This is a genomic window from Erythrobacter sp. KY5 (genome assembly GCF_003264115.1).
Lineage (GTDB): Bacteria > Pseudomonadota > Alphaproteobacteria > Sphingomonadales > Sphingomonadaceae > Erythrobacter.
On record NZ_CP021912.1, the window covers coordinates 338668 to 352770 of the forward strand.

General features: G+C 61.0%; 14 protein-coding genes. 8 read left to right on the top strand and 6 right to left on the bottom strand.

What is annotated here, in order from left to right:
• The first annotated feature begins 3 nt into the window (after positions 1–3).
• Positions 4–414: a DUF3035 domain-containing protein gene (locus CD351_RS01600; protein WP_111990999.1), complete on the top strand. Its 411-nt coding sequence runs from the start codon at positions 4–6 to the stop codon at positions 412–414.
• 103 nt (positions 415–517) lie between these two features.
• Here the strand turns inward: CD351_RS01600 and CD351_RS01605 are convergent, their stop codons facing one another.
• Positions 518–1831, bottom strand: a complete 1314-nt coding sequence (locus CD351_RS01605; RefSeq protein WP_111991000.1) for a hemolysin family protein — start codon at positions 1829–1831, stop codon at positions 518–520.
• 189 nt (positions 1832–2020) lie between these two features.
• On the opposite strand from CD351_RS01605, the gene CD351_RS01610 reads away from it, so the two are divergent.
• On the top strand, positions 2021–2716 hold the full coding sequence (locus CD351_RS01610) for an OmpA family protein (RefSeq protein WP_111991001.1): 696 nt from the start codon (positions 2021–2023) through the stop codon (positions 2714–2716).
• A 50-nt stretch (positions 2717–2766) separates the two neighbouring features.
• Here CD351_RS01610 and CD351_RS01615 read toward each other — a convergent pair whose 3' ends face one another.
• On the bottom strand, positions 2767–3543 hold the full coding sequence (locus tag CD351_RS01615) for a 3'(2'),5'-bisphosphate nucleotidase CysQ (RefSeq protein ID WP_111991002.1): 777 nt from the start codon (positions 3541–3543) through the stop codon (positions 2767–2769).
• A 131-nt stretch (positions 3544–3674) separates the two neighbouring features.
• Between CD351_RS01615 and sucC the strand changes: the two genes are divergently transcribed.
• Positions 3675–4874 (top strand): ADP-forming succinate--CoA ligase subunit beta, encoded by a 1200-nt coding sequence (sucC, locus tag CD351_RS01620; protein ID WP_111991003.1) that lies wholly within the window; start codon positions 3675–3677, stop codon positions 4872–4874.
• A gap of 3 nt (positions 4875–4877) precedes the next feature.
• Positions 4878–5327, top strand: a complete 450-nt coding sequence (locus CD351_RS01625; protein ID WP_111991004.1) for a GFA family protein — start codon at positions 4878–4880, stop codon at positions 5325–5327.
• Here the strand turns inward: CD351_RS01625 and CD351_RS01630 are convergent.
• Positions 5324–5839, bottom strand: coding sequence for a DUF6265 family protein (locus CD351_RS01630; RefSeq protein WP_111991005.1), 516 nt, complete (start codon positions 5837–5839; stop codon positions 5324–5326). The two genes, CD351_RS01625 and CD351_RS01630, sit on opposite strands and share 4 nt — an antisense overlap.
• Before the next feature lie 174 nt (positions 5840–6013).
• Between CD351_RS01630 and CD351_RS01635 the strand changes: the two genes are divergently transcribed.
• Positions 6014–6760 (top strand): electron transfer flavoprotein subunit beta/FixA family protein, encoded by a 747-nt coding sequence (locus CD351_RS01635; protein WP_111991006.1) that lies wholly within the window; start codon positions 6014–6016, stop codon positions 6758–6760.
• A 30-nt stretch (positions 6761–6790) separates the two neighbouring features.
• Complete coding sequence (locus CD351_RS01640; protein WP_111991007.1) at positions 6791–7723, top strand: electron transfer flavoprotein subunit alpha/FixB family protein; 933 nt, start codon at positions 6791–6793, stop codon at positions 7721–7723.
• Between the two features lie 262 nt (positions 7724–7985).
• Here the strand turns inward: CD351_RS01640 and CD351_RS01645 are convergent, their stop codons facing one another.
• Positions 7986–8270 (bottom strand): DUF2188 domain-containing protein, encoded by a 285-nt coding sequence (locus CD351_RS01645; RefSeq protein ID WP_369880670.1) that lies wholly within the window; start codon positions 8268–8270, stop codon positions 7986–7988.
• Positions 8271–8283: 13 nt separating this feature from the next.
• Here CD351_RS01645 and CD351_RS01650 point away from each other — a divergent pair, with 13 nt between their 5' ends.
• Together CD351_RS01650 and CD351_RS01655 are read left to right on the top strand one after the other, a co-directional pair.
• Entirely contained in the window at positions 8284–8649 is a 366-nt protein-coding gene (locus tag CD351_RS01650; protein WP_255413030.1) for a helix-turn-helix domain-containing protein, read from the top strand.
• Positions 8649–9212, top strand: coding sequence for an ImmA/IrrE family metallo-endopeptidase (locus tag CD351_RS01655; protein WP_111991010.1), 564 nt, complete (start codon positions 8649–8651; stop codon positions 9210–9212). The genes CD351_RS01650 and CD351_RS01655 overlap by 1 nt, the downstream gene beginning before the upstream one ends.
• A gap of 26 nt (positions 9213–9238) precedes the next feature.
• Here the strand turns inward: CD351_RS01655 and CD351_RS01660 are convergent, their stop codons facing one another.
• Positions 9239–10504: a DUF445 domain-containing protein gene (locus CD351_RS01660; RefSeq protein ID WP_111993531.1), complete on the bottom strand. Its 1266-nt coding sequence runs from the start codon at positions 10502–10504 to the stop codon at positions 9239–9241.
• A 91-nt stretch (positions 10505–10595) separates the two neighbouring features.
• On the bottom strand, positions 10596–14099 hold the full coding sequence (locus CD351_RS01665; RefSeq protein ID WP_111991011.1) for an efflux RND transporter permease subunit: 3504 nt from the start codon (positions 14097–14099) through the stop codon (positions 10596–10598).
• Positions 14100–14103: the final 4 nt, after the last annotated feature.

Below are 14103 nucleotides of genomic sequence, written 5' to 3' on the forward strand. Positions count from 1 at the left end.
GTAATGCGTAACCTCAGAACCGCCATCCTGCTCGCTTCGGGCTGTGCAATGCTTGCTGCATGCGGCGGCGGCGGCGTGTTCAACCGCGACCGCCCGGACGAGTTCGCCGTGCAGCGCCAGGCTCCGCTTGTGGTGCCGCCTGACTTCTCGCTCACCCCGCCGGCTCCAGGCGCACCGCGTCCTGCAGAGGGCACGGCATCCGAACAGGCTCTCGAAGCGCTCTTTGGCGGTCCGGCACCCCGCAGCGAGATCGAAACCAGCGCTCTCGACCGTGCCGGTCAGGCCGCGCCGAGCATTCGCTCGCAAATCGGCGATCCGGACACCAACACCGTCGCCAAGGGCCGCGTAACGCGCGACATCATCGCTGCACCCGAAGGTGACGGCGCAACCGCGCAGACGCTGATTCCCGGCTGATTGGGTCCGCCCATCCCGGCAAAGTTCCGGTAGCTATCGCCTTAGATACCCGCCGACGGGCAGTCGCGCTTGCTCACGACACGCCAGCGAAACGCTCTTGCAGTCAGTCGGCGTCGGCTTCGTCATCGACCTTGCGGACGAGGATCTTGTCGATCCGGCGGTTGTCCATATCGACGATCTCGAACCACCAGCCCTGATCTGTGAAGCTCTCGCCTTCGAGCGGCAGCTTCTTCATGACCGAGAGAGCATATCCAGCAGCCGTGCCGAATTCGCGGTCTTCTGGGTATTCGAGCCCCAGCCTGTCTGCAAGCCCATCAGCCGACAGCGAACCGGAAACCAGCAGCGACCCGTCCGAACACTCGACGATCTGCGGCGTCTCGCCCTGATCCTGATCGCTGACGAAAGTGCCTGCGATGGCGGTCAAGAGATCAACCGGCGTCACGACGCCTTCGAAATGGCCGTATTCGTCATGCACGACCGCCATCGCGATCTCGGCCGATTGCAGGACGCGCAGCGCATCCATCGCGTCTAGCTGATCGGGGACCACTTCGGCCTTTTTCATCATTGAGCGGATCGACACCGGCTCATTCGCGACGAGCGCCGCCAGCACTTCGCGCACCTTGACGATCCCGAGGATTGCATCGGGCGAGCCTTCGGCGACCGGCAAAAGCGAATGCGGGCTTTCGCCGATCACTTCGAGGATGCGTTGCGGCTGAGCGTCGGCATCGACCCAGTCGAGTTCGGTGCGCGGGGTCATCAATTCGCGCACGGGCCTCTCGGCAAGGCGCACGACGCCGGTGAGGATCTGATGCTGGTCCTGTTCGATCACGCCAGAGCGCGTCGCATCGGCGAAAATCATTTGCAGTTCCTTCGCCGTAAGCGAAGGGCGGCCCTTGGTGCGAATGCCGAACAGCGCGATAATCCCCGCTGATGAGGTATCGAGCAACCAGACCAGCGGCGCGGCAAGCCGGGCGAGCAAATCCATGGGCCGCGCCATCACAATCGCAATCGGGACGGCGGCGCGCAGGGCAAGCTGCTTTGGCACAAGCTCACCCACGACAACGCTGAAATAGGTCGTGAGCGCAATCACGCCGATGAAAGCCACCTGGCGCGCCGTATCCTCCGGCACACCAAGCAGTGCGATGCGCTCTCCGATGGGCGCTTCGAGACTGGCGCCGGACAGGGCGCCGGTGACGATTGCGATGAGCGTGATACCGATCTGAACGGTCGACAGGAATTTACCCGGCTCTTCCGCCAGCCGGATCGCAATCTGCGCCGCTTTCGAGCCGTCTTCGCTGCGCGCTCGCAATGCGCTCGTCTTGGCCGAGACGATCGCGAGCTCGGACATGGCGAAAACGCCGTTGAGCAAGATAAGCCCGGCGATGAAGATCAGGTCTGACCAGGGAAACGGTGTCACGCTGTGAGCGCTAGCACAATTGCCGCATTGTTCCAGTCCCTTGCTTCAAGCGCTGCCATTCAGCTTGAATATTGCACCATTTGCATTCAGCTTGCCGCAAACGCGGGGCGGGCATGGGCGAATGGATGGAACCTCACCGATGATCGCCTGTTGTTAGGTCATGGAATATCCATCGCTTGGAGGACTATAATGAAAAAATCACGCATTCTTCTTTCCGCCATCGCAGCTGTCGCACTTCTCGGAACGAGCGCCTGTGTCACCGACCCGAACACTGGTGAGCAAAAGATCTCGCGCACCGCAATCGGCGCTGGTGTCGGCGGCACGCTCGGCTATCTGCTTGGCGGAGTTATCGGCGGCAACACCGCCCGCATCATCGGCGCTGGCATCGGCGGTTCGGCTGGCGCGGTTGTCGGCAAGCAATTCGACGACCAGATCCGCGAACTTGACGAAGAGCTCCAGGGCACCGGGGTGGATGTCGAGGAAATCGGCGACCAGGACGCAATTCTCGTCCGCCTGCCCGATGGCGTCACCTTCGCGAGCGGCTCTGCATCGATCAATCCGGGCTTTTACGATTCGCTCGATTCGGTCGCAAACAGCCTGATCCAGTATCCCAACAGCCTGATCGACGTGTACGGCTTTACCGACACGACCGGTTCGGATGCGCTGAACCAGCGATTGTCAGAACAGCGCGCACAGGCGGTGGCAGATTATCTCGCGAGCCGAGGCGTTGCCCGCAGCCGCATGGAAACGCGCGGCTATGGCGAAAGCTATGACTATCTGCGCATCAAGACCGCCGACGGCGTGAACGAGCCGCTGAACCGCAGGGTCGAGATCAAGATCACTCCGATCAGTCAGGATGACGTGAACGCTGCCCGCGGGCAGTAATTCGCTTCAAATCGAAGTAGCGAGAGGGCGGTCCTTGCGGGCCGCCCTTTCTATTTGAGCGCCCTTGCGCGGTCGGCCAATCTTTCGACAGCGGCGGAATGAATTCCGCGCGCGCTGACCAGAACGCCGAAATCGCGCGGGTCATGCTTGTTATAGGCAAGCGGATTTCCGAACGCGTCCGAAACCTGCGCGCCTGCTTCACGAGCGATCAGCGTGGCAGCCGCAATATCCCATTCGAACCCCCAGCGAAGCGTCGCCAGAAGGTCCGCGCGATCGTCAGCCACCATCGCGATCCGAAGCGCAATCGAATTGGGCTTCTCGACCGCGACGAGGTCTGAATCGGCGCTCGGCAATTGGTCTGTCGGCACGCGCGCCCCGGAAAACTGCGTGCGGGTGCTGGCCTTAAGTGGCGCGCCATTGAGGGTCGAGCCGCGTCCGGCAAAGGAGAACCATTCTTCCTCGCGCGCTGGCGCTGAAAGCATTCCGATCAGCGGCTTGCCCGAACTGATCAGCGCGACCGAGACGGTCCATCCGGTCCTGCCCCGAACATAATCGCGCGTTCCGTCGATCGGATCGACCAGCCAGATGAGATCGCTCCTCGTGCGAATCTTGTCGTCTGCGGTCTCCTCGGACAGCCACGCGGCGGCGGGCAACAGCTTGCCCAGTTCGCGGCGCAGGAAGGCATCGACGGCAAGGTCGGCTTCACTGACCGGATTGCCCGGCGATTTCTCCCATGTTTCGCACTCATTCCCGGCGCCAGGCCAGCGATCAAATGCGATGCGGCCCGCCTCGCGGACGATGTCTTGAAATGCTGCCTGATCAATCATTGTGCGACTTTCGTAGGATGCGCCCTCGTGACGGCACTGAGGGCACTTTTCAAGTGCTCCAATCCATGCTTATGCGCTGCGCAAGAACCTCCTCCCCCACACCGATACGAGTCAAAAGGGATCACGCGCTCATGAACGTCCACGAATATCAGGCCAAGGAACTGCTCAAGGAACATGGAATCGCCGTTCCTGACGGGCACGCGGCGCTCAGCGTCGAAGAAGCCGTTGCCGCAGCCAAGCAGCTGCCCGGACCGCTTTACGTGGTCAAGGCGCAGATCCACGCCGGCGGACGCGGCAAGGGCAAGTTCAAGGAGCTGCCCGAGGACGCGAAAGGCGGCGTTCGCCTCGCCAAGAGCATCGAGGAAGTCGAAGCCAACGCGAAGGAAATGCTCGGCAACACCCTCGTGACCGTGCAGACCGGTGTCGAGGGCAAGCAGGTCAATCGCCTGTACGTCACCGACGGCGTCGATATTGCGAAGGAATTCTACTTCTCGCTGCTGGTCGACCGCGCGAGTGGCCGCGTCGCCATGGTCGTCTCGACCGAAGGCGGCATGGACATCGAAGCGGTCGCGCACGACACGCCTGAAAAGATCACCACCATCACCATCGACCCGGCTCAGGGCTTCATGCCTCACCACGGCCGCGCGGTTGCATTCGGCCTCAAACTGACCGGCGACCTCAACAAGCAGGCGCAGAAGCTCGCAAAACAGCTTTACGAAGCTTTCGTCGCGACCGATTCGTCGATGCTCGAGATCAATCCGCTGGTTCAGACTGAAGACGACAAGCTGCTGGTGCTCGATGCAAAGATGAGTTTCGATTCCAACGCGCTTTATCGCCACCCCGCCATCGAAGAGATGCGCGACGAGACCGAGGAAGATCCCGCAGAAGTCGAAGCGAGCGAATACGACCTCGCCTACATCAAGCTGGATGGAAACATCGGCTGCATGGTCAACGGCGCGGGCCTTGCCATGGCGACGATGGACATCATCAAGCTGAACGGCGCGTTCCCGGCAAACTTCCTCGACGTGGGCGGCGGCGCGACCACCGAGAAGGTAACGGCGGCGTTCAAGATCATCCTCAAGGATCCGGCGGTCGAAGGCATCCTCGTCAACATCTTCGGCGGCATCATGAAGTGCGACGTGATCGCCGATGGCATCGTGCAGGCAGCCAAGGACGTGAACCTTTCCGTTCCGCTGGTCGTGCGCCTCGAAGGCACCAACGTCGAAAAGGGCAAGGAAATCCTCGCCAATTCCGGCCTGCCGATTGTACCGGCGGACGATCTGGGCGACGCGGCGAAGAAAATCGTCGCAGAGGTCAAGCAGGCGGCGTAATCGATGGGTGCTGCGGAGACCTCGACCGGGCGGTGCCTTTGCGGCGCAGTTCAGTTCGAGCTCTCCGCGCCGCCCGTTATGACACTCGCATGCCATTGCACCGGCTGTCGCAGGCTAACCGGCAGCGCCTATTCGGTGACAGGGGTCTACGCAAAATCGGCCTTCGCCGTGACCGAGGGGGAAACCGTCATCGGTGCGCTTCACGGCGAGGTGCGGCACCACTACTGTGATCGCTGCAAGAGCTGGCTTTTCACCCAGCCACCAGGGGCCGAAGTGGTGAATGTGCGCACCACGATGCTGGACGACCCGCCCGCAGCGCCGCCCTTTGTCGAAATCTACACCTCGCGGGCTTTCGCCTGGGCGCTCATCGGTGCGCCTCACAGCTACGAGGAGTTTCCGTCGCCGGAAGCATTCCCACAGCTCGCCGCAGAGTTTGGTGCTCGCGGCGATTAGTCCATCGGCTCTAAAATAAAGAGCAACTCGTTCCCGCTCTGCATCCTGACCGCCGCTACGAGACCTTCGCCGGGCTTCGTCGGATCGGTGCAGCGCAGTGTGAGCCCATGAAAATACGCCGCGCAATCCTCAATCGCGACGAGGCGAAAAGTCAGCATGCCATCCTTCTCCTCCCACCCGGTGAGGTCGGCATTGAAATGCTTGAGGCGCAAAACGAGCGTGCCTTCTTCCTCCATAAGATAGAGATGTTCGGTAAATTGGATCGCGCCATCCTCGTTCTGCTGAACGAATGTGCCGACCATCGTGCCGCCGGTCGGGGGCAGCCAGCTTTCGAGCGCAGGCGCGCCGCCGATTCCATCGCCAACCCACTGGCCGATCAGCCAGTCCATCCGGTCAAGCGTCGCGGGCGGAGACTGGAACCCCTCCTCCCCCACACGCGTTTCCTGAGCGGCGAGCGGCAGGGCGCCGCCAAATGCCAGAATCGCGAGCAGTCCGGTCCACAAAGGTTTCATGTTTTGCCTCCCTTACTTGCACGAAAGATGATGGACGAGGGCGGCAGGGATTGGCAAGGCAGACGGCGCACAAACATGCCTTGCATGGCCCCTATGGACCGGCCCGCCCAACTTGACGTTTACGTAAACGCAAGCTAGGGCGTGCCCAAGATTATACGACAGGAAGGAACTGCCATGAAAATCCTCGTCCCCGTCAAGCGGGTGATCGACTACAACGTGAAGCCACGCGTGAAGCCTGATGGTTCGGGCGTGGACCTCGCCAACGTGAAGATGAGCATGAACCCGTTTGACGAGATCGCTGTCGAAGAAGCGATCCGCATCAAGGAAGCGGGCAAGGCTGAGGAAATCGTGGCAGTTTCGGTTGGCCCGGCAAAGGCGCAGGAAACGCTGCGCACCGCGCTCGCCATGGGTGCTGACCGCGCGATCCTCGTTGAGACCGATGAAGAGGTCGAGCCGCTCGCCGTTGCCAAGATCCTCAAGGCCATCGCTGACGAAGAACAGCCAGGCCTCGTGCTCCTCGGCAAGCAGTCGATCAGCGACGACAGCAACCAGACCGGCCAGATGCTCGCAGCTCTCATGGGTCGCCCGCAGGGTACCTTTGCGAACACCGTCGAAGTCGACGGCGACAGCGTCATCGTGAAGCGTGAGGTCGACGGCGGCCTTGAAACGGTCAAGCTGACCACGCCAGCGATCGTCACCACCGATCTTCGCCTGAACGAGCCGCGTTACGCTTCGCTGCCGAACATCATGAAAGCGAAGAAGAAGCCGCTCGATACCAAGTCGCCTGCCGACTACGGCGTCGACATCGCACCGCGCCTTACCACCACCAATGTCAGCGAGCCGCCGGTTCGCCAGGCCGGTGAAAAAGTCGAAGACGTCGCCGCGCTCGTCGCCAAGATCAAGGAGCTGGGGATCGCTTAAGCGGCCCGGCTAAGGAGAAGGATAGACACAATGAACACTCTGGTTCTGGTCGAACACGACAACACTTCTGTGGGCGACGCGACGCTTGCAGTGGTTACCGCTGCGGGCAAGCTCGGCGACGTGACCGCTCTGGTCGCTGGCAGCAATTGTGCTGGCGCTGCCGAAGCTGCTGCCAAGATTGCCGGCGTTTCGAAGGTCCTCAAGGCCGACAATGCCGCCTATGGCGAAGGCCTCGCTGAAAACGTCGCTCCGCTGGTGGCTGGCATCATGGAAGGCTACGATGCATTCCTCGCGCCTGCGACCACATCGGGCAAGAACATCGCCCCGCGCGTGGCTGCCATGCTCGACGTGATGCAGATTTCGGACATCCTCTCGGTCGAAGGCCCCAAGACCTTCACCCGTCCGATCTACGCAGGCAACGCAATCGCCACCGTCGAATCAAGCGACCCGAAGCTCGTCATTACCGTGCGCGGTACGGCCTTTGAAAAGGCCGCCGCTGAAGGTGGATCGGCGTCGGTCGAAGATGTCGCAGGTCCGGGCGATGCTGGCATCTCCAGCTTCGTCAGCCGCGAAGTCGCCGATGGCGGCGACCGCCCCGAACTGACCAGCGCAAAGGTCATCGTTTCGGGTGGCCGCGCGCTCAAGGACGGCGAAACCTTCGAGCAGATCATCAATCCGCTCGCCGACAAGCTCGGCGCGGCCATCGGCGCTTCGCGCGCGGCGGTCGATGCGGGTTATGTCCCGAATGACTATCAGGTCGGCCAGACCGGCAAGATCGTGGCACCGGAAGTCTACATCGCGATCGGCATTTCGGGCGCAATCCAGCACCTCGCCGGCATGAAGGATTCCAAGGTCATCATCGCCATCAACAAGGACGAGGACGCGCCGATCTTCCAGGTCGCGGACATTGGCCTGGTTGCGGACCTCTTCAACGCCGTTCCGGAAGTGACGGACGCGTTGTAAGCAATCTAAGGAATGAAGGTGAAGACCCGCGAGCTACTGGGGGTCTTCACCTAAGTCCCCGCTTGAAGCGCGCTAGGGCGTCCGGACTCCCTTCAACTTCGATCCCTCTCGAAGTGCTCTTGATGTTAAGTCCAGATCGCCTAGCCAAGGACTTTATCTCGCGTTCTGCTGCCGACTTCATGTCGCGCTCCATTGCTCTCGCGAGGTCCTTTTGTGACCGGTATGTCCGGCCACCATACTTCATTTCGAACTTGATCATTGGTCATCCCTTCGGCGGGTGGGGGTCGTTGCCGTAGCTCCATGCTTCGCGAAAACGAGCGTCTCGGCCCTGAATTCGAAGTTCGGCGCCCTCGCTCATTGCTCTGTCGCGGCCATAACTGATAGCTTCGGCTTGAGTGTCAAATGCCCGACTAAGCCGGCCATTGCCTTCGCCTCGGACACCCCAGCCTTCGCCACTTCTTACTACGTATTGATTCTTGCCTGCCATACTTACCTCGTTGCAAAGTTGCGACTCGATTGCTATCTCGCAATAACAGATAAATTGCATAGGTGAAATTGCATTGCAAGAGGGGAATCCAACAAGTGGGTTCGACAACGTTCAGTTTTTTGAACAGCTCGACCTACATCGAACTGAGAAGGGCTTGACCTGGAAGAAGGCGGCCGATGCCGCCGGGGTAAGCGCTTCTACTTTTACTCGCATCGCGCAAGGACGAAAACCGGACGTCGACACGTTATCGGCCCTATGTCGATGGGCTCGTTTAGATGCTAATCGCTTTGTTTTGGATGAAGCGTCACGTCCGGCGCGAAAACCGATGAACGAAGCACTTGCACTTTTCAGAGCTGACCCAAATCTATCAGAAAGTGGGAAAGTGGCGTTGGAAGCATTGGTGCGAGAAGCCTACAAGCATTTCCGCGAAGGGGCGTAGTGGCAAAGACGGCGCTCAGATGGGGCTTCAAAACAGAGGCTAATGCGTGGGCGCGTGATTTGCGCTTGGAGATGGGCTTGAATCCTGCTGCGCCCTTATGTCCTTGGAAGCTCGCGAAATATCTAGAAGTGCCAGTTTACTTGGCGAAAGACCTGTTGTCCGGCGAGCAGTTAGCGCCTCTGGAGCCTAACGATAGTGGGATTCCCTTTTCTGCCGTCACGTTCTTCGAGGGCCCCACGGCATTCGTCGTACAAAGCACATTCGTCTCGAAGAAACGTCAAGCCGCTGATCTTGCGCATGAATTGGCGCACGTCTTGTTGCGTCACGATCCCTCCGCATTTGCGTGGATTGATGGACAGCGACATTACGACGACCTTGCAGAAGCAGAGGCAAAATGGCTCGGTCCGGCTTTGCTGATTTCAGAAGAGGCCGCACTTAGAATAGTAACAAACGGATTAAGTATTGCTGACGCCTCAGATGAATACGCGGCTTCGAAAGATGTCGTGAGAATGAGACTCAACGTGACTGGTGCACAACGGAGGCGTGGCGCGAGAGCAGCATAGTCATCTAGCACCCACCTTCTGGCCGCCTACAAAAATCCCACAATAAAGTGCAGCGTCATCCCGACGAGCCCGCCGACAAGCGTGCCGTTGATGCGGATGAACTGGAGGTCGCGGCCGACCGCGCTTTCGATGCGGCCGGTGATGGTCGTCGCATCCCAGCGCTTCACCGTTTCCGAAACGAGCGTGACGATCTCCCCGCCATAACGCGTTGCGATGCCGACCAGCGTGCGGCGAGCGAAGCGGTTGATCTGGACCTGCAGGCGATGATCCTGTTTGAGCGCTGCACCAAGGTCGGCAAGGCCATTGCGCATCTCCGCGCCCAGCTCGCTGTCAGGATCACGCGCACGGCGGATAAGCGACTGGCGAATACGCTCCCAGACGCCCAGCCACCATTCGGCCACAGCCGGATTTTCGAGCAGGTCGCGCTTCATGTCCTCAACGCGCGCGCGGGTCTCCAGATCATGCTGGAGGTCCTGAGCCAGCTTTTCGAGGCCTTCTTCCATCTTGCCGCGCAAGGGGTGGTCGGGATCGACCAGCACCTCGGCCAGAAGCTTGTAGAGGCCATCGAGCACATTGCCCGAAATCGTCTTGTCTAGCCCGGCCCAGCGCAGCACACCGGCCACGCGGTTGTGAATGATCTCGCGAACCGTGTCCTCGTTATCCTCAAGCGTCAGGCCAGCCCAGCGGATCAGCCCGTTGATGAGCGGCAGGTGCCGATTGTCGGTCATCGCGTTTTCGAGCATCCGTCCGGCGAGCGGGGATACCTCGAGCTTTGCCAATTGCGCGCCAAGCCCCGAACGCACCTGATTGCCGAGCCTGTCCGGGTCGAGCGATTCGAGCACTTCAGCGAGCAATTCTGCCGCGCCGCCGGTGATGCGCGATCGCGTGTCTTCGCCATTGCGATCCGGACTTTCCACGAGGAAGTCCCCGACCGCTTTCGCCACGTTCATCCCGGCCATTCGCCTTGCGACCACGGCGGGCGTCAGGAAGTTCTCCTGAAGGAACTGCGCCATCGTGTCCGCGATGCGATCCTTGTTGGATGGGATGATCGCGGTGTGCGCGATTGGCAGGCCGAGCGGGTGACGGAAGAGGGCGGTTACTGCGAACCAGTCGGCAAGTCCGCCCACCATCGCTGCTTCGGCAAAGGCGTTGACGTAGCCCCAGGCCGGATGGCCCGTCACCGCAAGGGCGTGGGTCGAAAAGAACAGCACCGCCATTGCCAGCAGCAGCCCGGTCGCCGTCCAGCGCATCCGGCGCGCGCGGTCGGCGCTCAGCGGTTCTCCGCCAAACATCAAGGGTATAGGACGCGGTGTGCTTGCCATCGTGCGCGGCTCTTAACCCGAAAGAGCGCGGGATGCCACGCCCTCAAGAGCTATCTGGCGATTACTCGGCAGGCTCTGCTCCCGGGCGGTGCTGGCCGGGGAAAGGCAGATCAGGCCGGGGCGCCCCATGCTCCTGAGGCACGCCCTTGCCGTCGTCGCCGGGCTTGTAGGTCAGCAGGCGTTCGCGCAGCCACGGACCGGCGCGGCGCTCGAAACCGTCGGCAAGGCTGAAGCCTGCCGGGACAATCACCAGCGTCAACAGGGTCGACATGATGAGCCCGCCGATGACGACAACGCCCATCGGCTGACGCCAGGCACCATCGCCGCTCAGTGAAAGCGCAACCGGGACCATCCCGGCGGTCATCGCAACCGTCGTCATCACGATTGGCTGTGCACGCTTGTGCCCTGCTTCCATGATGGCTTCGAGCTTCTCGGTTCCGCGCTCCATCTCCTCGATCGCGAAGTCGATCAGCAGGATGGAGTTCTTCGAAACAATGCCGAGCAACAGCAGGATGCCGATATAGACCGGCATCGACTGCGCAAAGCCCGACAGCCAGACCAGAAGGATCCCGCCAAGCGGTGCGAGCGCGAGCGAAGTCATGTTGACGAGAGGGCTCATCAGACGCTTGTAGAGCAGCACAAGGCAGGCAAAGACCAGAAGAACGCCGGCTATGATGGCAATCACGAGGTTCTGCTGAAGCTCCTGCTGCCAGACATCCTCACCCACGACATCGCGGATCACACCGGTCGGCAGGCTTTGCAGGATAGGCAGCTCATCGACTTCGACCTGCGCCTCGCCCTTGATAACGCCGGAGGCAAGATCGGCTCCCACCAGAACGCGGCGGTTCTGGTTGTAGCGCTGGATCGCGGTCGGGCCTGAGCCGAAGGAGATTTCAGCCACGCGTGAGAGCGGAACGGTGCCGCCATTCGCAGTTGGAACGGGCAGGTTTTCGATCGTCGCAAACTCGCCCCGCGCGTCTTCGGAAAGCTTTACGCGGATCGGAATCTGGCGATCCGATAGCGAGAAGCGGGCAGCGTTCTGCTCGATCTCGCCCAAGGTCGCGATGCGGATCGTCTGCGATAGCGCAACCGTGCTTACGCCGAGTTCGGCAGCGATCTGTTCGCGCGGGGTGATGATGATTTCAGGCCGGTTGAGGTCGGCGCTGATCCGCGGTGCGACCAGCGTGTCGAGGCCGCGCATCTGTTCAACCAGCGTTGCTGCCGTCTGTTCGAGCAATTCGGGATCGGACCCGGCGAGCATGACGGTAAGGTCTCGGCCAGATCCAAAGCCACCGCTTTGCGAACGGAACCGGACGCGGGCATCGGCAATCTGCGCCAGTTGCGGCGCAAGGTTGCGCTCGAACTCGATCGAGCTCAATTCGCGGTCTTCCCGAAGCTTGATGAAGATGGTCGAATTGCCAACGCGAATGCGCTGCAGGGTACGCTCCACATCGGGCTGTTCGCGCAGCAACGCATCGACGCGGTCGGACACACCCTTGGTGGTTGCCAGCGTGGTGCCGGGGACCATTTCGATTTCGACGGTCGAGTTTTCATCGTCGATGGTTGGCTGAAACGCTGCCGGGATCTGGCCGAAAAGCAGGATCGTCACGAGGAAAGAGAACCAGCCGACGCCCAGCATCCATACGCGGTGATCGTAGAAGCGCGCCGTCATCCACTTGACCCCGCGACCGAACGCGCCGCCCAAAGTGCCCAGGACTTCGATAAGCTTGAACCAGAAAAGCCCTGCGGCCACCGCAAGAACCGATGCGAATAGTACGAGCACGACCTCGAAAATCTTGGCTACGAACTTGTACAGCGTCGAGTTCGTGTCGTCCGAAAACGCCTCAGCCGCGCGAGTGGGAATTTCAAGACCGCTGAGAAGCCCTGAGCTGAAGAAAAGCATCGCTCCGCTCACACCGAGTAACATCAGCACGGTTGCGACCAACCCGATCGAATAGAGCCAGCGGTTGCGCGGGCTTTCGAGCCCTTCGCGGCGGCTGCGCATCTTGCCCCGGTCAAGCGTCCAGCCCAGCACCGCCATATAGCGGTCCATCATCGGGCCTTCGCCGTGAGCGCCGTGGCCTTTCGCCTTGAGGAAATATGCCGCCATCAACGGCGTCACCATGCGAGCGACCGCCAGCGACATGAGCACCGCGACCACCACGGTCAGACCGAAGTTCTGGAAGAACTGGCCCGAAATACCCGGCATCAGGCCAACGGGCAGGAAGACGGCAACGATACAGAAGCTGGTCGCGACCACCGGCAGGCCGATTTCGTCGGCGGCATCGATACTCGCCTGGTAAGCCGTTTTGCCCATGCGCATGTGGCGCACGATGTTCTCGATCTCCACAATCGCGTCATCGACCAGAACGCCAGCTACCAGCGCAAGCGCGAGCAGCGAGAGGAAGTTCAGGTTGAAGCCCATCAGGTCCATGAAGAAGAAGGTCGGGATCGCTGAGAGCGGGATCGCAACCGCACTGATGAAGGTGGCGCGCCAATCGCGCAAAAACAGGAAGACGACCACGATGGCGAGAACAGCGCCTTCGATCAGCGCAGAGATCGAGCTCTTGTACTGGTCTTCGGTGTACTTGGTGCTGGTGAACATGCGAATGAAGCGGACGCCGTCTGTTTCCGCCTCGATCTTGTCCATTTCCTCGACCGCAGCTTCATAGACGGCAAGGTCAGAGAAACCGCGCCCGCGGTTCATGTAGAAGTTCACGACTTCGCGGTCCGCGACTTCGCTGATCGAGCTGCGCTCACCAAATCCGTCACGCACGGTTGCTACGTCGGACAAGCGGATCGTGCGTCCGCCGCCCAGCTGAATCTGACGCTGGGAGAGCTCGAATGCGCTGTCATTGTTGCCAAGGACGCGCAGCGACTGGCGCGTGCCGCCAACCTCCGCAAGGCCGCCCGCCGCATCGAGGTTTTCGCTGCGCAGCACGCCGTTGATCTGCGATGCCGTTACGCCAAGCGCCTGCATCTTTGCAGGGTCGAGAATGACCTCGATTTCGCGATCGACCCCGCCGAAACGGCCGACCTCGGCCATGCCTTCGATCTGGAGCAGCCGCTTTGCGACTGTGTCGTCGATGAACCAGCTGAGTTCCTCAATCGTCATGTCGTCGGCTTCGACCGCGACATAACCGATCGCATCGCCGGTCACGTCGACCTTGCCGATGCGCGGCTCGAGGATGCCATCGGGCAAGCTTGCGCGGACGCCGTTGACGGCGGTTTCGACCTCATTGACCGCTTCGATAATGTCGGTGCCGACTTCGAACTCGACGAAAGTGCTCGAATTGCCCTCGCTCGCGGTCGACTGGATCGAGTTCACGCCATTGATCGACCGCAGCGCGCTTTCAACGCGCTGGGTGATCTGGTTCTCGATCTCGGTCGGCGCGGCGCCGGGCTGGGCGATGTTCACATTGACGGCGGGAAATTCGACGTCGGGATTGTTGGTGACATCCATGCGGCTGAAGCTGACGATACCGGCGAGCAGAAGCGCGGTGAACATCACAAGCGGGATCACCGGGTTGCGGATCGACCAGGCCGAGAGATTGCGAAAGTTCATATCG

Excerpts from the sequence above, each read along its gene's own strand:
- CD351_RS01600 (WP_111990999.1), top strand. The coding sequence starts at position 4 with ATGCGTAACCTCAGAACCGCCATCCTGCTCGCTTCGGGCTGTGCAATG.
- CD351_RS01610 (WP_111991001.1), top strand. The coding sequence starts at position 2,021 with ATGAAAAAATCACGCATTCTTCTTTCCGCCATCGCAGCTGTCGCACTT.
- CD351_RS01615 (WP_111991002.1), bottom strand. The coding sequence starts at position 3,543 with ATGATTGATCAGGCAGCATTTCAAGACATCGTCCGCGAGGCGGGCCGC.
- sucC (WP_111991003.1), top strand. The coding sequence starts at position 3,675 with ATGAACGTCCACGAATATCAGGCCAAGGAACTGCTCAAGGAACATGGA.
- CD351_RS01625 (WP_111991004.1), top strand. The coding sequence starts at position 4,878 with ATGGGTGCTGCGGAGACCTCGACCGGGCGGTGCCTTTGCGGCGCAGTT.
- CD351_RS01630 (WP_111991005.1), bottom strand. The coding sequence starts at position 5,839 with ATGAAACCTTTGTGGACCGGACTGCTCGCGATTCTGGCATTTGGCGGC.
- CD351_RS01635 (WP_111991006.1), top strand. The coding sequence starts at position 6,014 with ATGAAAATCCTCGTCCCCGTCAAGCGGGTGATCGACTACAACGTGAAG.
- CD351_RS01640 (WP_111991007.1), top strand. The coding sequence starts at position 6,791 with ATGAACACTCTGGTTCTGGTCGAACACGACAACACTTCTGTGGGCGAC.
- CD351_RS01645 (WP_369880670.1), bottom strand. The coding sequence starts at position 8,270 with ATGCAATTTATCTGTTATTGCGAGATAGCAATCGAGTCGCAACTTTGC.
- CD351_RS01660 (WP_111993531.1), bottom strand. The coding sequence starts at position 10,504 with ATGTTTGGCGGAGAACCGCTGAGCGCCGACCGCGCGCGCCGGATGCGC.
- CD351_RS01665 (WP_111991011.1), bottom strand. The coding sequence starts at position 14,099 with ATGAACTTTCGCAATCTCTCGGCCTGGTCGATCCGCAACCCGGTGATC.